The sequence below is a fragment of the Halorarius halobius genome, from assembly GCF_024298865.1.
Classification (GTDB): Archaea; Halobacteriota; Halobacteria; order Halobacteriales; family Haloarculaceae; genus Halorarius; species Halorarius halobius.
The window spans coordinates 1,884,712-1,899,971 of the sequence record NZ_CP101161.1; the positions used below are offsets into that span (position 1 = coordinate 1,884,712).

The following is a 15,260-nucleotide window of genomic DNA, read 5'->3' on the forward strand; positions in this document are numbered from 1 at the left end:
CCCCGACGTGCCGACGATGACCGGCGACGACCGGCGCCTCGCCGCCGTCGAGGACGTGCCCGCGGAGTCGACCCTGCTGGTGACGCTCCGTGAGGGGAGCGACGAGCGGGAGGCGCTCCTCGTGCGACTCGACGACGGCGTCGCCTGCTGGCGCAACTACTGTCAACACTGGACCGACGTGAGACTCGACCGCGGCTCCGGTGCCCGCGTGAAGGGCGGCGAGATATGGTGTCAGAAACACGCCGCCACCTTCGACCCCACGACCGGGGAGTGCACGTTCGGTCCCTGCGAGGGCGCGTATCTCGAGGAGGTGGACGTGGAGGTGCGCGACGGCGGGGTCTACCTCGCTGACGACGACTACGCGTTCGTCCGGCAGGGGCCCGCCGAGGAGAACACGGACGAATCGCTCACGAGTGGCGGCGGCCGCATCGACTTCACGGGGTCGTGAACCGCGTCACCGACGACCTGTACGTGGGGAGCCGAGCCGACGCCGCCGACCACGCGGCCCTCCGCGAGGCGGGCGTCACGTTCGTCCTCCGGGTGACCGGCCGCGGGCCCGAGGCGGGGTATCCCGACGGGGTGACCGTCACCGCGGTGCCGATGCGCGACGGCCCGCAGAACGACCCGGTGCAGTTCGGCGAGGCGGTCGACCGCCTGCGCGGGGCGTTGGGCGAGGAGACGGTACTGGTCCACTGTGCGGCGGGTACCTCGCGGAGCCGGTCGGTGGTCGCGGCGGCGCTGGCCGCCGAGCGCGACATCCCGCTTGCGGACGCCTACGAGCGGGCGGGCGCGACGCCCGAGGAGCCGCCACACGACGCGCTGATACGGCGAGCGGCGGGGTATCTCGACGGCGCATGAGCGCTCGCCGGCCGACTACTCGATTTTGAACGTCGGCTCCGCGATGGCCTCACTTTTGCACTCGGGGCACCGCGAGGGGCGGTTCGCGGGGTCGTCGAACGCCGAGAAGCCGCAGTCCCGGCACTCGGGCGGCGCGACCAGCAGGCGCTCGTCGGTGCCCGACAGCGACTCCGAGACGTGCTTGACGTGTGCGAGCGCGCTCTCGGTCGTCACCTCGAACTCGGTGGCGAGCGCGCTGGCCTGCATCGACTCGCGGCGGAGGCGGTCGGCGATGCGCTGTCGCGTCGTGCGGTCTGCCCCCTGCATAGCTGGTGGTAGCCTGTGGGTGGGTAAATCTCTTCGGACAGATTCGGCGGGTGTCGTGCGGGTGGCTCGGTCCCGGTTCGAGGTGTCGTCGACGCCTCTCGTCGCACTGAAACACCCCCGAACTACGTCGCCTAGCCGGTTCGCAAGGATTAACCACCGGTAGCCGGAACCCCGAGGTATGGCAGACGAAGACGAGGAGGAGTCCGGTCCCGTCGTCGAACTCGGCGAGGGCGAGTCCGTCGAGGGCGTGCCGCTCGCGCAGGTCACCTCGCGGCTCCACTTCGGCATCGAGAAGAGCGAGGTCGTCCGCCGCGAGGGCGACGTGACGATTCGGACGCCGGAGGGCGGCCGCGAACTGGGCGACGTGCTCGAGGCGTCCGACGAGACGTACTTCCCGACCCGCCAGGAGTTCGAGGCCGCCGTCCGTGACGTGGTCGGCACCGGTCCCGTCCCGACCGAGTAGCGGTGTCGACCCCGTCGGTCCGCGCCACGCTCGGACGAATCAGTTGGGTCCAGCGCGCGCTCGCCGTGGGGCTGGCGCTGGCCGTCGCCTGGAGCTACTGGCATCCGAGCGGCCTCGAGGAGCGGATTCTCAAGGACACGCTCCTGTACGTTGCAATCCCGGGTGCGCTGGCGGCCGCCCACGGCCGAAAGCTCGGCTGGCGCGTCGACCGCACTGCGCTCCGTAACACCGTGCTGTTGGCGGCGTTCGTCACCCCCTTCTACGTCGTCGGCTCGTCGCTCCCCTCGGTGCGGGCGTTCTACCCGATGTGGAGCGGCTCGCTCGACAACTTCTGGATGCACTCGCTGAAGCAGTTCGCCGTCGTCGTCGCCGCCGAGACGTACTATCGGGGTCTACTCTGCGTCGGCGTGCGGGAACTCGGCCGGAAGGCCGCGTTCATCAGCCCCGTCATCTACGCCGTCCACCACGTCGGCAAGCCACCCATCGAACTCCTGTTGTCAGGGCCGACGGACGTCCTCTTTGGCCTCGTCGACTACGAGTCGAACTCGATTCTCCCCTCCGTGGTCGCCCACGGGGTCGGGCTCGCACTGCTGGACTGGCTGGTGCTCCACGACCCGTTGATTCCGACCGCGACCGTCCTGCGGTGGCTCCGCTGGCTCCCTCTGCCGCTGTAACGCTCGTGTGAGGAAGGCGCAATACAGCAACCTTTTCGCCGTCGTGTACCGTCTGTCCGCGTAGATGCTCCCTATCGACCCCACTGCGCTCGACGCGGAGGACATCGGCGAGAAGGAGGCCACCCTGCACATGGACCACGCCGCGGCCGTCGAACACGTCCGCGAGGCCTTCGTGGAAGCGGGGTTCGGCGTCGCCACCGAGTTCTCCCCCTCGGAGATGCTCAACGAGAAGGTCGACGCCGGCCGCGACCCCTACTACGTGCTCGGTGCGTGCAACCCGAACATGGCCGACCGGGCGCTCGACGCCTCCGACAACCGCATCGGTGGCCTGTTTCCGTGTAACGTCGTCGTCTGGCAGGAGGAACCGGGCGTCCAGACGGTGTACCACGTCTCCATCATGAAGATAGCCCGTCTCACGGGGATGGCGCCCGACGACGAGACCATGCAGGAGATAGTCGAGGACACCGGCGAGCTGGTCGAGGCCGCCTGGAGCAACCTCGACAAAATCGAGTAGCGGTCAGTCGTCGTCCTGCAACTGCTCGACCTGCGCTTCGAGGCGGCCGATTTTCCGCTCGATGCGGTCGAGCCGTTCGTCGACGCTCCCACCGCTCCTTATTCGCAACAGGAAGTAGCCGCCCCCGCCGAGGAGCGCGACGAGCACGAGGAGGTTGACGAGCAACGCGAGCGCACCGATGGCCAGTTCGGGACCGCCGGGTATCGACTGGAGGGCGAACACGCCCGCGACGAGAACCGGCGGGCGCTTAGTCGTTCTCCCGGCGCTCGTCGTCGGCCCCCTCGCCCGCCCGCACCCGGTCGAGTTCCGACTCGAGTTCGTCGATGCGCGCCTCTAGCTCCTCGGTGCGGTCGCTCCCGCCCGAGCGACTCCGATAGAGGACGACGCCCACGGCGACCAGCGCCAGCGGGACGCCGAGCAACAGTACCATGATGAGCAGGATGACGAGCAGTTCCGGGCCGCCGGGAAGGCCCATCTGGAGGGGGAACATACCCGTACGTTGTGTCGCCTCGACTATACGTCTTCCTGCCCGCCGAACGCCGCGAGGCTCGACTGGACGCCCGCGACGAGGTTCGACTTCCGGCGGAGTCGCGCCATCGAGATGGGCAAGCGGGGGGCGAGTTCGCGGACGGCGTCGTGGAACGTCTCGGCCTCCCCGTACTCACCGTCGACGGCGGCACGGACCGACTCGCGTATCTGCCAGACGCCGACCGGCGCCCAGTAGTCGGTGGTGGCGTGCCGGAGCACGAACGCCTTCGCCTGGCGGCCCTCCTCCGCGAGGCGTTCGAGCACGCCCAGCCGCGAGGCGTAGTACGCCCCCGCGGTTTCGTCGACGTAGTCGGTGCGGCCCTCGTACCCCTCGCGGTCGGCGGCGACGTAGTAGCTCCCCTCGGCGTCGGGGTTCCAGATGCTCCCGGGCGCTTTCATCTCGACGAGTTCGAACTCCCAGGTGCCCGGCGCCAGCACGACCCAGTACTGGTTGCCGACGTACTCGTCGTAGTAGACCCGCACCTCGTCGACCGACGGCGCGTTGTGTATCTGCCCGCGGAGGTACTGGCCGACGGTGTCGTCGACGGCCGTGATGGACCACCGGGTCGGGACGAGTCGGCGGTTCTCCGCCTGCCCGAGCGCGCCGGCCGACAGGATGTCGTCGATGTCGTACACGTCGAACCCCTGCCGATAGAGATACGTCATCGCGCCCTCGGCACGCCAGTCGTCGTCCGACAGCGTCTTCTCGACGGCGCGGGGGACGTGGGGGTTCTCCGTGAGGTCCGCGCTCCGCGCCTGCGCCCGGGGCCCGGTCGGCGCGCCCACGTCGTCGATGGTCGCCCGTAGGTCCATCTCCGGTTTCCCGTCGAGACCCACCTCCACGTCGACCGGGCGGTCCGCGATGGCCACCTCCCGCTGGACGCCGACGAACCCGTCCCAGGCGTCGCCGACCTCCACCTCGACGGACCGCCCGGAGTTGAGCAGGCCCGTCCGCTTCTGGAACACGTCGTCGATGGAGTAGCCCTGCTCGTACCAGTCGCCGCTCGTCGTGTAGCTGGCGGCGTTGCCCTCGTCGCCGACCGGCGACAGCAGGCCCGTCGACACCCGCGGGTAGTTCGACCGGCCGACGAAGATGGAGGGGGAAGTAGAGCCGACGAGCGTGTCGTCCGAGAGGCGCTCGTCGAACCGCGACTCGACGGCCTCGACGTGGTCGGTGATGGCGTACGACTTCTCCTCGGCGAGTTTCCGCAGGTCCGCGGTCTCGTCGCGCTCGAACCCGTCGAGGTAGTCGTCGAGGCGCATACCGGGCGTCGGGTCCGGGTCGCCTTCAACGGTTCGGCGGCGGACCGGACGTGGTCACGAGTGGATGTCCATCGCTTCGATCTGCTCCTGGTAGCGGTTGCGGATGGTGACCTCGGTGACCTGCGCGACGTCGGCGACCTCGCGCTGGGTCTTCTTCTCGTTGCACAGCAGGGAGGCGGCGTAGATGGCCGCGGCGGCGTAGCCGGTCGGCGACTTGCCCGACAGCAGGCCCTGTTCGGCGGTCTCGTCGATGATTTCGTTGGCCTTCGCCTTCACCTCCGGCGAGAGGTTCAACTCGGAGATGAACCGGGGGACGTACTTCTTGGGGTCGACCGGCTCCATCTCCAGCGAGAGCTGTTGGGAGACGTAGCGGTAGGTGCGGCCGATTTCCTTGCGCTCGACCCGTGAGACCTCGCTGACCTCCTCCAGCGAGCGGGGGATGCCCTCCTTGCGGCAGGCGGCGTACAGACAGGAGGTGGCGACGCCCTCGATGGAGCGGCCGCGAATCAGGTCCTCGTCGAGCGCGCGGCGGTAGATGACCGACGCCACCTCGCGTACCGAGCGCGGCACGCCCAGCGCGGAGGACATGCGGTCGATTTCCGAGAGCGCGAACTGGAGGTTGCGCTCGCCGGCGTCCTTCGTGCGGATGCGCTCCTGCCACTTGCGCAGGCGGTGCATCTGGCTCCGTTTCTCCGAGGAAATCGAGCGCCCGTAGGCGTCCTTGTCCTTCCAGTCTATCTGGGTCGTCAGCCCCTTGTCGTGCATCGTCTGGGTCGTCGGCGCGCCGACCCGAGATTTCTCTTGTCGTTCGGAGTGGTTGAACGCGCGCCACTCCGGCCCGCGGTCGATGTTCTCGTCGTCGAGAACGAGCCCGCAGTCCCCGCAGATGCGCTCGTTCCCCTCGGTGACGACCGACGCCGCCCCACATTCGGGACAGGTCTCCTCCCGTTCGGTCTCTGTCGCGTCCGCCCCCTGCTCGGACTGTCGCTCCGACTGCCGCTGGCGATTGGGCCGTGCCATCGCGTTTTTGTCGAACGAATGTTTCGCCTATAAAACCCTTGGGGGACTTGCGCGCAGTTGCCGGTAGTTCTGTCGTCTCCCGACGGTCACGTCACCGGGTTCGGGTCGCCGGGGTGGGGCCCGCGGAGATGGAAAGGGCTAACGCCGCGAGTCCGCAACGGTCGGGAGTGCCAGTCATCGAGTGCGACCCGGACGCCGCCCGCAAGCGACTGGAGGCCGCGGGCGTGACCGTCGACGCCGGCAACACCGACCACGAACTGTGGCGCGCCAGCCACGCGGGCGCGACGGCCGTCGCCTACGAGGGGAAGGTGGTGGTACAGGGGGGCGACACGAACCGGCTGGTGGGGCTCCTGCGGGAGGGTGGGGGCCGCGCACACGTCTACTTCGACGGCGCCTCCCGCGGCAACCCGGGGCCGGCGGCCGCGGGATACGTCGTCGTCACCGGCGACGGCATCGTCGCGGAGGGGGGCGAACGGCTGGGAACGATGACGAACAACCGCGCGGAGTACGAGGCGCTCATCCGGGCGCTGGAGGTCGCCGCCGACCACGGGTTCGACGAGGTGCACGTCCGCGGCGACGCCCAACTGATAGTCAAGCAGGTGCGCGGCGAGTGGGACACCAACGACCCCGGCCTGCGCGAGCGCCGGGTGCGCGTCCGCGAGTTGCTCGACCGGTTCGACGACTGGCGCATCGAGCACGTACCGCGGGAGATAAACGAGCGCGCCGACGAACTGGCGAACGACGCACTCGATGACGCTGCCTGACGACACCGCCGAGGAGGCCGAACGGCTCACGCGGCGCGCCAGCGAGGCGGTCGACCCCAACGAGGCCGACGCCCACCGGAGGCGCCGCGACGAACTGCTCGCCGAGCACGGCTACACCGCCCGCGTCCGCGAGGACGACGACGGCGACACGCTCGTTCTCCACCCCAGCGACTGGCTCGACGACGAGGGGACGGTCCGGATGGACCGCATCGACGACGTCGATAACGGCGTCGAGGTGTCGCTGTCCGGGCCGGGCGAGGCCGACGACTGGGACGCGACCGAACGGCACAACCGCGCCGCCGCCGACCGGGTCACCGCCGAGCACGGCGAGGTCCACGGCCGCACCGCCCACGCGTTCGCGGACTTCATGGGCAACCACTACGCCAAGCCGGTCGAGGCGGCCACCGCCGGCGAGGTCCGGGAGTTCGTCGAGGAGTACTTCCCGCGCAACGCGTGGCCCACCGACGAGCAGTCGGCGGTCGTCGAGGAGTCGGTCGACCTCGTCCGGGCGGCGGGCGACCAGCTACGGGACGGAGCGTAGACGACCAGCTACGGGACGGAGCGGCCGCTGGCGAGCGGAGAGCGCGGAGGAGTGCCGGTTGCCCTACCGGAACTCGTCGACGAGCGACTCGATGCGCTCGGCGCGGTCGTCGCCGGTGACGAACTTCGAGAACTCCCAGCGGAACTGCGACACCAGGACGTTCTCCCCTTCGTCGGTGAGCGCGTACTGGTTCGTCCGCTTGTCGAGTTCGCTCTTCTCCACGAGCCCCAGTTCGACGAGGTCGTCGAGGTTGGGGTAGAGCCGCCCGTGATTCACCTCGCTACCGTAGTACTCCTCGAGTTCGCGTTTGATGGCGAGGCCGTAGCGCGCCTCCTCGGCGAGGATGGTGAGGATGTTCCGCTGGAACGCGGTCAACTCGCTTGCGATACCTGGGGTGCCCGAAACCGTTCGTGCCTCTGACATGGGTTAACTGACGACTCGCGGCTATTTAACGCTTCGCAGGTGGGTACCGTCGGCCGATACCATCCGTTGATATTCGGATGAGAGCACTCGGATAGCACTCGGGGCCGCTTCCCGGAGGCTCTCGGTGCTCTTCACGTGTCCGACGGTCGGAGCCATACCGAAAGTAGTTTTTGGCCGCTGGTCGGACTCCCGACGATGACGAACCTCTGGGAAGACCTCGAGACGGGGCCGAACCCGCCCGAGGAGATTTACGCAGTCGTCGAGTGTCTGAAGGGCGAGCGCAACAAGTACGAGTACGACAAGGACATCCCCGGCGTCGTGCTCGACCGCGTGCTCCACTCGAACGTCCACTACCCCTCCGACTACGGGTTCATCCCGCGGTCGTACTACGACGACGAGGACCCGTTCGACGTGCTCGTGCTCCTCGAGGACCAGACGTTCCCCGGCTGTGTCATCGAGGCCCGTCCGGTCGCGCTGATGAAGATGGACGACGACGGCGAGCAGGACGACAAGGTCATCGCCGTTCCCAGCGAGGACCCCCGCTACGACCACGTCGAGGGTATCGACGACCTCACCCAGCAGGAACTCGACGAAATCGAGGAGTTCTTCGAGACGTACAAGAACCTCGAGGAGGGCAAGGAGGTCGCCGTCGAGGGGTGGGAGGACCGGCAGGCCGCCTACGACGCCATCGAACACGCCCAGGACCTCTACGAGCAGCACTTCGGGTAGAAGCGCCGTTTCGATTCTTTCGGTGTCGTCGGGTGGTGAGACGCGTCACGAGTGGCTCCGATAGCGAGACGCGTCACGAGTGGCTCCGAAGCCCTCGGGCGTTCGGGTCGCGCGGTACGCTCTGTGCTCCTCGGCCTTCGGCCTGCGGTGCTTGAGGCACCGTGCTTCCCCGAACGCCCTCGCCCTTCGAGTCCACCAGGGACCGCACCCACACACCTCCCCAGCCGAGTCGTTCGCTCCCTGCGGTCGCTCACTCCTCCCTCGCGCGCCGCTGGCCGCGGACGAGCCGCGGCCAGCGCGCGCCACGTGGCTGTCTACTCATAGTAGCAACAGACCGTCCACCCTTCTCAGTAGCATCACCTCCACGCACACGCGGCCGACGCGCGGGCGCCGTCACGGGCGCGCACACCCGCGCTGTCTCCCGGTTTCGCGCCGAAGCGTTTACTACGGGGCCTCGCCTACGACCCGGCGATGGAACTCATCGTCACCGAGAAGGACAACGCCGCGCGCCGCATCGCGGACATCCTCTCGGACGGCGGCGCGGGCGTCGACCGCCAGAACGGCGTCAACGTCTACCGGTGGGGCGACACGCGCTGTGTCGGCCTCTCGGGCCACGTCGTCGGCGTCGACTTCCCGCCCGAGTACAACGACTGGCGGGACGTCGAGCCCGTGGAGCTGACGGAGGCGGAGGTGGTGAAGAACCCAACGAAGGAGAACATCGTCCGCACGCTCCAGTCGCTCGCGGAGGCGGCCGACAGCGCGGTCATCGCCACCGACTACGACCGCGAGGGCGAACTCATCGGGAAGGAGGCGTACGAACTCATCGAGGAGGTGACGGACGTGCCCATCAAGCGGGTCCGCTTCTCCTCCATCACCGAACGCGAGGTGAAAGACGCCTTCGCCGACCCGGACGACCTGGATTTCGACCTCGCGGCGGCCGGCGAGGCCCGGCAGATAATCGACCTGATGTGGGGCGCGGCGCTCACGCGGTTCCTCTCGCTCACCGCGGGACAGTTGGGCGACGACTTCATCTCCGTCGGCCGGGTGCAGTCCCCCACGCTCAAACTCATCGTCGACCGCGAACGCGAGATAGAGGCGTTCGAGCCGGACGACTACTGGGAACTGTTCGCGGGGTTGGCGAAGGGCGATGAAACGTTCGAGGCGCAGTACTTCTACGAGGGCGAGGATGGCACCGAAGAGGAGCGCGTCTGGAACGAGGCCGACGCGGAGGCGGCCCACGAGCGCCTGCGCGAGGCTGGGGGCGCGACCGTCACGTCCGTCTCGCGGCGGACCCGCACGGACGACCCGCCCGCGCCGTTCAACACCACCCAGTACATCCGCGCCGCGGGGTCGCTCGGCTACTCGGCACAGAAGGCGATGAGCGTCGCCGAGGAACTGTACACGGCCGGCTGGATAACGTACCCGCGGACGGACAACACCGTCTACCCCGACGACCTCGACCCCGAAGAACTGGTTTCGACGTTCGCGGACACGGGCGCGTTCGGCGAGGACGCCGCCTCCCTGCTTGAGGGGGACGACATCGAACCGACGGAGGGCGACGAGGAGACGACCGACCACCCGCCCATCCACCCGACCGGCGAGATTCCCGGCCGACAGGACCTCTCGGAGGACGAGTGGGAGATATACGAACTCGTCGTCCGCCGCTTCCTGGCGACGTGTGCGGAGCCAGCGACGTGGGCGCACCTGCGGGTCGTCGCGGAGGCCAACGACTGCCGGCTGAAGGCCAACGGCAAGCGACTCGTCGAACCGGGGTATCACGCCGTCTACCCGTACTTCGGCACCTCGGAGAACTACGTGCCGGACGTCGAGGAGGGCGACCAACTCGGCGTGACCGACGTGCGTCTGGAGGCGAAACAGACCCAGCCGCCGCGCCGCCGCGGCCAGTCGCGGCTCATCGAGACGATGGAGTCGATGGGCATCGGGACGAAGGCGACGCGCCACGAGACCATCCAGAAACTGTACGACCGCGGCTACATCGAGTCGGACCCGCCCCGCCCGACGGGGCTGGCGATGGCCGTCGTCGAGGCCAGCGAGGAGTTCGCCGACCACATCGTCGACGAGGGGATGACCGCGCAACTGGAGGCGGATATGGACGCCATCGCCGCGGGCGAGACGTCGCTCGACGAGGTGACCGACGAGTCACGCGAGATGCTCCAGCGCGTGTTCGAGGACCTCCACGACCACCGGGAGGAGGTCGGCGAGTTCCTCAAGGAGTCGCTGAAGGCCGACAAGACGCTCGGCCCCTGCCCGGAGTGTGGCGAGGACCTCATCGTCCGGCGCTCGCGGCGTGGGTCGTACTTCGTCGGCTGTGACGGCTTCCCCGACTGCCGGTACACCCTCCCGCTTCCGAGCCAGGGCGAACCGACGGTCATCGACGAGACCTGCGAGGCCCACGACCTCAAGCACGTCAAGATGCTCGCGGGCCGGTCGACGTTCGTCCACGGCTGTCCACGCTGTCAGGCGGAGGCGGCCGACGAGGCCGACGACGAGGTCATCGGCACGTGTCCGGAGTGTGGCGAGGAACACGGCGGCGAACTCGCAATCAAGCAGTTGCGCTCGGGCAACCGGCTCGTCGGCTGTACCCGCTACCCGGACTGCGACTACTCGTTGCCGCTCCCCCGGCGGGGCGACATCGAGGTGACGGACACGTACTGCGACGAGCACGACCTGCCGGAACTCGTGGTACGGGACGGCGACGACGACGACGACCCGTGGGAACTCGGCTGTCCCATCTGCAACTTCGAGGAGTACCAGGCCAGACAGGCCGCGAGCGACATCGAGGACCTCGACGGCGTCGGCTCGAAGACCGCCGAGAAACTGGAGGCGGCGGGCATCGAGAGCCTCGACGACCTCCGGGGCGCGGACGCCGACGCCGTCGCGAACGAGGTGCAGGGGGTCTCGGCGGACCGCGTCCGCGAGTGGCAGGCGCAGGTCGGCGCGAGCTAGACGGCCTCGGCGACGAACGTCCGTATCATCCGCTTCCCGTGGTCGGTGAGTATCGACTCCGGGTGGAACTGCACGCCCTCGTGGGGCTTCTCTCGGTGGCGAACGCCCATCACCACCTCGCGCTCGTCCTCGGTGGTCGCGGTCTCGACCAGCACCCCCGGAAGGTCGTCGCGCGCGACGGCCAGCGAGTGGTAGCGACCGACCGAGAGTCGGGCGGGCAACTCGCGGTAGACGCCCCGGCCGTCGTGGGTCACGGTGGAGGGTTTCCCGTGGACCACCTCGGGCGCGTGACCCACCCGCGCGCCGTTTGCGGCACACAGCGCCTGGTGGCCGAGACAGACGCCCAGCGTCGGGTAGGCGAGGTCACGGAACAGCGGGACGGAGACGCCCGCGTCGGCCGGGGTGCCCGGTCCGGGCGAGACGACGACGGCGTCGGGGTCGAGCGATTCGATGTCCGCGACGGTGATGGCGTCGTTCCGGCGGACGCGGACGGCCTCGCGCGCCTCGGGTTCGGCGTAGCCGAGGTCGAGGAGTGCCTCGCCGACGTACTGGACGAGATTGTACGCGAAGGAGTCGTAGTTGTCTATCACGAGGACGCGCGCGTCGGTCATCCGTGTCGCCTCCCGTCGCGTGTGGTGGTCCGGGTTCGGTGGTCGTGGTTCGGACCGGTACGCGTTCGATGCCCTCGGTTCGGACCGGTACGCGTTCGATGCCCTCGGTTCGGACCGGTACGCGTTCGATGCCCCCGAAGCCCTCGTCCGTTCGGCTCCCGCGACTCGCTGTGCGCGCTCCCTCCGGTCGCGTGCTTGCGTCGTCGGGGTTCGCCGAACGGACTCGCCCTTCGGGTCCGCCAGGGACCGCCACACGCCTCCCCAGCCGAGTCGTTCGCTCCCTGCGGTCGCTCACTCCTCCCTTGCACGCCGCTGGCCGCGCACGGCGGCGCGGCCAGCGCGCGCCGCCCCGACAGGTCGGTCGTCTTCCGGCCGTCACGGTCGGTCGTCTTCCGGCCGTCACGGTCGGTCATTCCTCGCCCTCCACGCGCATCCGCGTCTCGTCGAGCGCGTGGTCGACGGCCCGCACCAGCGCGCGGGCCTTGTCCAGCGTCTCCGCGTACTCGCTGTCGGGGTCCGAATCGTGGACGATACCCGCGCCCACCCGCAGGCCGTACTCGTCGCCGGTCCGCACCAGCGTCCGGATGACGATGTTGAGCGTGGCGCGGTCGTCGAAGCCGACGACGCCGATGGAGCCGGTGTACGGCCCCCGGCGGGTGGCCTCCAGTTCGTCGATTATCTCCATCGTCCGGGGTTTCGGCGCGCCGGTGATGGTGCCGCCCGGAAACAGCGCGGCGACGGCGTCGACGAGGTCGGCGTCGGCGCGGCGCCGCCCCTCGACGACCGAGACGAGATGCATCACCTCCGAGTAGCGGTCCACGCGCCGGTACTCGCTCACCTCGACGGTGCCGAACCGCGACACCTTCCCGAGGTCGTTGCGTTCGAGGTCCACCAGCATCGCGTGCTCGGCCCGCTCCTTCTCGTCGCCCGTGAGTTCGCGTTCCAGGTCGGCGTCCGCCTCGGCCGTCTCGCCCCGGGGTCGGGTGCCGGCGATGGGTTCGGTCGTGAGGCGGTCGCCCGCGACGTCCAGCAGGAGTTCGGGCGAGGCGCTCACCAGGTCGACGCCGGGGAACTCCACGAGCGCCGAGTACGGCGCCGGGTTCACCGCCCGGAGCGCGTCGAACGCCTCGACCGGATGGACCGCCGCCGGCGCGACCAGCCGCTGGGAGACGTTCGCCTGGAACGTGTCGCCGTCGCGGACGTACGCCTTGACGCGGCGGACCCGCTCGGCGAACGCCTCGCGCGTGCAGTCGCTCTCGAAGCGTGCCTCGGTGGCGTCGACCCGCGCCGGGCCGACCGCGGGGTCGCCGTCGACGGCCGCATCCGCCAGCGCCAGCGCCCGCTCGCGGCCCCGCTCGTAGGCGGCGTCCGGGTCGTCCGCGACCGGACAGGAACACACTCGAAGGGTCGCGTCGCCGTCGGCCGGTCGCTCCCACGCCGCGACGGTGTCGTACACGGCGAACTGCATCCGCGGCAACTCGCGGTCGGCCGTCGCCGCGTCGGGTAGCGACTCCAGTTCGCGGGCCACGTCGTAGGAGAGCCAGCCGAACGCGCCACACGGGTAGGGCACGTCGCAGTCGCCGCGAGCGAGCGCCTCGCCGGCGACCAGCGAGCGGAGCGCGCCCAGCGAGTCGGCGTCGGGTGACTCCGCCACTTCGAGTCGGTCGATGGGGTCGACCGCGAAGTAGCCCCACCCGGACTGGCCGCCCGTGGTGTCGAGGAAGACGCCGCCCGGTCCGTCGCGGGCGCGCCGGTAGGCGTCGAAGGGGTCGGACACCGCCAGTCGAATCTCGACGGGGACCCGCGTGCCCTCGGGGGCGTCGCGGGCCGTCTCGCGGAACGCGGACCGGTCGGTGACGACCCTCGGCATACGACCAAGAAACGCGCGGACGGCCAACCGTCTTGCGGTCCGTCTCAGTACTGCTCGGCGTTGTCGACCCACCGCTGGATGCGCTTCTCGGAGACGCCCGTCTCGTCGGCCAGCGCCGCGACGTCGGCGCTCCGGAGTTCGTCGACCGTCTCGACGCCCGCCTCGTTCAGCCGCTTCTCGTAGGCCGGGCCGATGCCGCTGATGGCGGTCAGCCCCTGCTCGCCCGCCGCCGGGTCGTCCGGCGCGGGGCCGGCCGCCTCCGCGGGTTCGGCGGCTTCGTGGTCGGCGCCCGCGTGGTCCGTGACCTCGCCCGTCGCCTCGGCCGGTTCGGTGGCGTCCTCGGGTGGCTCCTCCGTGACTGCGGCCGACCCCTCGCGGTGGGCCTCGGCCTCGGCGTCCGCCTCGTCGGTGTCGGGCGCGTCGGCGTCGGCCTGCGGACCCGCCGCCTCGGCGGGCTCGGCCGCGCCCTCGTCTTCGGGCGGCTCCTCGGTGATGGACGCCGACCCATCCTCGGGGTTCTCGGTGTCGGCGTCGGGGTCGGCGTCCGTCTCCGTCTCGGGGCTCTCGACCTGCGAGTCGGGGCCGGCCGCTTCCGCCGGCTCCGCGGCGGCGGCCACCTCGTCGTCCGAGTCTGGTTTCCCCTCCGGCGGCTCCTCGGTGAGCGAGCCGGTGGAGGCGGCCGCGTCACCGTCGCTGGCGGCCGGCGCGTCGCCCTTCACCGCCGCCTCGGTCGAGGCGTCGGCCTCCTCGCGCGAGCGGCGGTCCGACTCCGAGTTCGAGTCCAACCCCAGAACCGATTTGATGACGTCGATGATTGCCATGTACGAACGTTTGCCTGCCCGCCCCTTAAAAACCGCGTGTGCGAGTCGGGCTCTCGCGTGGTTACAGCGCCGCGCGCAACGCGGCGTTCATCGCGTCGACGGGCGCGTCGCGGCCGGTCCATATCTCGAACGCCTCGACGCCCTGGAACAGTAGCATCCACGCCCCGTCGACGGTTGTGGCGCCCGCCGCCGCCGCGTCGCGGAGCAGGCGCGTCTCCATCGGCGTGTAGACGGCGTCCAGCACCGCCAACTCGGCGTGGAGCGCGTCGACGGGGATGGGCGACGTGTCGGGGGCGTCCATCCCGACGCTCGTGCAGTTGACCAGTACGTCAGCGTCCGCAAGTAGGTCCGGGAGCGCATCGAGACCGTGGCCGGTCGCGCCCGGCACGGCGTCCGCGAGGTCGTGGGCCGTCGACTCGGTCCGGTTGGCGATTCGCACGTCCATCCCCTCGTCAGCGAGGCCGAACGCGACCGCCCGGCCCGCACCGCCGGCGCCGACGACGACCGCGGTGCCGGACAGCGCCACTCCGTTGTGGGCGAGCGCCCGGACCGCGCCGGCGGCGTCGGTGTTGTGTCCGGTCGGGGTCGCGCCCGCGAAGTCGACGGTGTTGACCGCGCCGATGCGCTCGGCGAGCGGCGCCGGCTCCACCAGGTCGAGCGCGCGCTGTTTGAACGGGATGGTGACGTTCAGCCCCGCGACGCCGAGCGCGGCCGCGCCGTCGAACGCCCGGTCCAACTCGCCCTCCGCGGGTTCGAACGTGACGTAGCGGGCGTCCATCCCGAGGGCGTCGTACGCCGCCTCGTGCATCGGCGGCGACAGCGAGTGGCCGACCGGGTTACCGACCAGTCCGAACACCTGCATACCCGGGGGTTCGTGCCGGCCGGGGTAAAGCCGCCGGTCGCGGCAG

At 70.0% G+C, this 15,260-nt stretch carries 19 protein-coding genes; 9 read left to right on the forward strand and 10 right to left on the reverse strand.

Annotated elements, in window-relative coordinates; translation table 11 throughout:
* Window positions 1-16 precede the first annotated feature (16 nt).
* Together NL112_RS09800 and NL112_RS09805 are read left to right on the forward strand one after the other, a co-directional pair.
* Window positions 17-448, forward strand: a complete 432-nt coding sequence (locus tag NL112_RS09800) for a Rieske (2Fe-2S) protein (protein ID WP_255148651.1) — start codon at window positions 17-19, stop codon at window positions 446-448.
* Window positions 445-858: a dual specificity protein phosphatase family protein gene (locus NL112_RS09805; RefSeq protein WP_255148652.1), complete on the forward strand. Its 414-nt coding sequence runs from the start codon at window positions 445-447 to the stop codon at window positions 856-858. The genes NL112_RS09800 and NL112_RS09805 overlap by 4 nt, the downstream gene beginning before the upstream one ends.
* Window positions 859-873: 15 nt before the next feature.
* Here the strand turns inward: NL112_RS09805 and NL112_RS09810 are convergent, their stop codons facing one another.
* On the reverse strand, window positions 874-1,164 hold the full coding sequence (locus NL112_RS09810; RefSeq protein ID WP_255148653.1) for a transcriptional regulator: 291 nt from the start codon (window positions 1,162-1,164) through the stop codon (window positions 874-876).
* Window positions 1,165-1,342: 178 nt separating this feature from the next.
* Here NL112_RS09810 and NL112_RS09815 point away from each other — a divergent pair, with 178 nt between their 5' ends.
* The 3 genes from NL112_RS09815 (at window position 1,343) to NL112_RS09825 (ending at window position 2,815) form a co-directional block, all read left to right on the forward strand.
* Entirely contained in the window at window positions 1,343-1,627 is a 285-nt protein-coding gene (locus NL112_RS09815) for a DUF5789 family protein (protein WP_255148654.1), read from the forward strand.
* Window positions 1,628-1,629: 2 nt separating this feature from the next.
* Window positions 1,630-2,301 carry a CPBP family glutamic-type intramembrane protease gene (locus tag NL112_RS09820; RefSeq protein ID WP_255148655.1) on the forward strand — a complete coding sequence of 224 codons (672 nt, stop codon included), beginning with the start codon at window positions 1,630-1,632 and terminating at the stop codon, window positions 2,299-2,301.
* A 64-nt stretch (window positions 2,302-2,365) separates the two neighbouring features.
* Window positions 2,366-2,815: a DUF302 domain-containing protein gene (locus tag NL112_RS09825; RefSeq protein ID WP_255148656.1), complete on the forward strand. Its 450-nt coding sequence runs from the start codon at window positions 2,366-2,368 to the stop codon at window positions 2,813-2,815.
* Window positions 2,816-2,818: 3 nt separating this feature from the next.
* Here NL112_RS09825 and NL112_RS09830 read toward each other — a convergent pair whose 3' ends face one another.
* Genes NL112_RS09830 through NL112_RS09845 form a run of 4 tightly spaced genes read right to left on the reverse strand, consistent with a single transcriptional unit; the run spans window position 2,819 to window position 5,626 of the window.
* Entirely contained in the window at window positions 2,819-3,037 is a 219-nt protein-coding gene (locus NL112_RS09830; protein ID WP_255148657.1) for a hypothetical protein, read from the reverse strand.
* Between the two features lie 25 nt (window positions 3,038-3,062).
* Window positions 3,063-3,305, reverse strand: coding sequence for a hypothetical protein (locus NL112_RS22840; protein WP_286672161.1), 243 nt, complete (start codon window positions 3,303-3,305; stop codon window positions 3,063-3,065).
* Between the two features lie 23 nt (window positions 3,306-3,328).
* Window positions 3,329-4,606, reverse strand: a complete 1,278-nt coding sequence (gene nreA / locus NL112_RS09840; RefSeq protein ID WP_255148658.1) for a DNA repair protein NreA — start codon at window positions 4,604-4,606, stop codon at window positions 3,329-3,331.
* A gap of 54 nt (window positions 4,607-4,660) precedes the next feature.
* Entirely contained in the window at window positions 4,661-5,626 is a 966-nt protein-coding gene (locus tag NL112_RS09845) for a transcription initiation factor IIB (RefSeq protein ID WP_255148659.1), read from the reverse strand.
* A 167-nt stretch (window positions 5,627-5,793) separates the two neighbouring features.
* On the opposite strand from NL112_RS09845, the gene rnhA reads away from it, so the two are divergent.
* Entirely contained in the window at window positions 5,794-6,390 is a 597-nt protein-coding gene (gene rnhA, locus NL112_RS09850; protein ID WP_255148660.1) for a ribonuclease HI, read from the forward strand.
* Complete coding sequence (locus NL112_RS09855) at window positions 6,377-6,931, forward strand: DUF7108 family protein (protein ID WP_255148661.1); 555 nt, start codon at window positions 6,377-6,379, stop codon at window positions 6,929-6,931. Before rnhA ends, NL112_RS09855 begins: the two co-directional genes overlap by 14 nt.
* 63 nt (window positions 6,932-6,994) lie before the next feature.
* Here NL112_RS09855 and NL112_RS09860 read toward each other — a convergent pair whose 3' ends face one another.
* Window positions 6,995-7,354: a PadR family transcriptional regulator gene (locus tag NL112_RS09860; protein WP_255148662.1), complete on the reverse strand. Its 360-nt coding sequence runs from the start codon at window positions 7,352-7,354 to the stop codon at window positions 6,995-6,997.
* A gap of 195 nt (window positions 7,355-7,549) precedes the next feature.
* Here NL112_RS09860 and NL112_RS09865 point away from each other — a divergent pair, with 195 nt between their 5' ends.
* Complete coding sequence (locus NL112_RS09865; protein WP_255148663.1) at window positions 7,550-8,083, forward strand: inorganic diphosphatase; 534 nt, start codon at window positions 7,550-7,552, stop codon at window positions 8,081-8,083.
* A gap of 471 nt (window positions 8,084-8,554) precedes the next feature.
* Complete coding sequence (locus NL112_RS09870) at window positions 8,555-11,050, forward strand: DNA topoisomerase I (RefSeq protein WP_255148664.1); 2,496 nt, start codon at window positions 8,555-8,557, stop codon at window positions 11,048-11,050.
* Here NL112_RS09870 and NL112_RS09875 read toward each other — a convergent pair.
* From NL112_RS09875 to NL112_RS09890, 4 genes are all read right to left on the reverse strand, one after another.
* Window positions 11,047-11,661 (reverse strand): anthranilate synthase component II, encoded by a 615-nt coding sequence (locus NL112_RS09875; RefSeq protein ID WP_255148665.1) that lies wholly within the window; start codon window positions 11,659-11,661, stop codon window positions 11,047-11,049. The genes NL112_RS09870 and NL112_RS09875 overlap by 4 nt on opposite strands.
* A gap of 409 nt (window positions 11,662-12,070) precedes the next feature.
* Window positions 12,071-13,531 carry an aminodeoxychorismate synthase, component I gene (gene pabB, locus NL112_RS09880; RefSeq protein WP_255148666.1) on the reverse strand — a complete coding sequence of 487 codons (1,461 nt, stop codon included), beginning with the start codon at window positions 13,529-13,531 and terminating at the stop codon, window positions 12,071-12,073.
* Between the two features lie 44 nt (window positions 13,532-13,575).
* Window positions 13,576-14,352 (reverse strand): helix-hairpin-helix domain-containing protein, encoded by a 777-nt coding sequence (locus NL112_RS09885; RefSeq protein WP_255148667.1) that lies wholly within the window; start codon window positions 14,350-14,352, stop codon window positions 13,576-13,578.
* Between the two features lie 61 nt (window positions 14,353-14,413).
* Complete coding sequence (locus NL112_RS09890) at window positions 14,414-15,214, reverse strand: shikimate dehydrogenase (RefSeq protein WP_255148668.1); 801 nt, start codon at window positions 15,212-15,214, stop codon at window positions 14,414-14,416.
* Between the last annotated feature and the right edge of the window lie 46 nt (window positions 15,215-15,260).

What these genes read in the sequence shown, in the direction of transcription:
- NL112_RS09800 (WP_255148651.1), top strand. Translation starts at nt 17, where the DNA reads ATGACCGGCGACGACCGGCGCCTCGCCGCCGTCGAGGACGTGCCCGCG.
- NL112_RS09810 (WP_255148653.1), bottom strand. Translation starts at nt 1,164, where the DNA reads ATGCAGGGGGCAGACCGCACGACGCGACAGCGCATCGCCGACCGCCTC.
- NL112_RS09815 (WP_255148654.1), top strand. Translation starts at nt 1,343, where the DNA reads ATGGCAGACGAAGACGAGGAGGAGTCCGGTCCCGTCGTCGAACTCGGC.
- NL112_RS09825 (WP_255148656.1), top strand. Translation starts at nt 2,366, where the DNA reads ATGCTCCCTATCGACCCCACTGCGCTCGACGCGGAGGACATCGGCGAG.
- NL112_RS22840 (WP_286672161.1), bottom strand. Translation starts at nt 3,305, where the DNA reads ATGTTCCCCCTCCAGATGGGCCTTCCCGGCGGCCCGGAACTGCTCGTC.
- nreA (WP_255148658.1), bottom strand. Translation starts at nt 4,606, where the DNA reads ATGCGCCTCGACGACTACCTCGACGGGTTCGAGCGCGACGAGACCGCG.
- NL112_RS09845 (WP_255148659.1), bottom strand. Translation starts at nt 5,626, where the DNA reads ATGGCACGGCCCAATCGCCAGCGGCAGTCGGAGCGACAGTCCGAGCAG.
- NL112_RS09855 (WP_255148661.1), top strand. Translation starts at nt 6,377, where the DNA reads ATGACGCTGCCTGACGACACCGCCGAGGAGGCCGAACGGCTCACGCGG.
- NL112_RS09860 (WP_255148662.1), bottom strand. Translation starts at nt 7,354, where the DNA reads ATGTCAGAGGCACGAACGGTTTCGGGCACCCCAGGTATCGCAAGCGAG.
- NL112_RS09865 (WP_255148663.1), top strand. Translation starts at nt 7,550, where the DNA reads ATGACGAACCTCTGGGAAGACCTCGAGACGGGGCCGAACCCGCCCGAG.
- NL112_RS09870 (WP_255148664.1), top strand. Translation starts at nt 8,555, where the DNA reads ATGGAACTCATCGTCACCGAGAAGGACAACGCCGCGCGCCGCATCGCG.
- NL112_RS09875 (WP_255148665.1), bottom strand. Translation starts at nt 11,661, where the DNA reads ATGACCGACGCGCGCGTCCTCGTGATAGACAACTACGACTCCTTCGCG.
- pabB (WP_255148666.1), bottom strand. Translation starts at nt 13,531, where the DNA reads ATGCCGAGGGTCGTCACCGACCGGTCCGCGTTCCGCGAGACGGCCCGC.
- NL112_RS09885 (WP_255148667.1), bottom strand. Translation starts at nt 14,352, where the DNA reads ATGGCAATCATCGACGTCATCAAATCGGTTCTGGGGTTGGACTCGAAC.
- NL112_RS09890 (WP_255148668.1), bottom strand. Translation starts at nt 15,214, where the DNA reads ATGCAGGTGTTCGGACTGGTCGGTAACCCGGTCGGCCACTCGCTGTCG.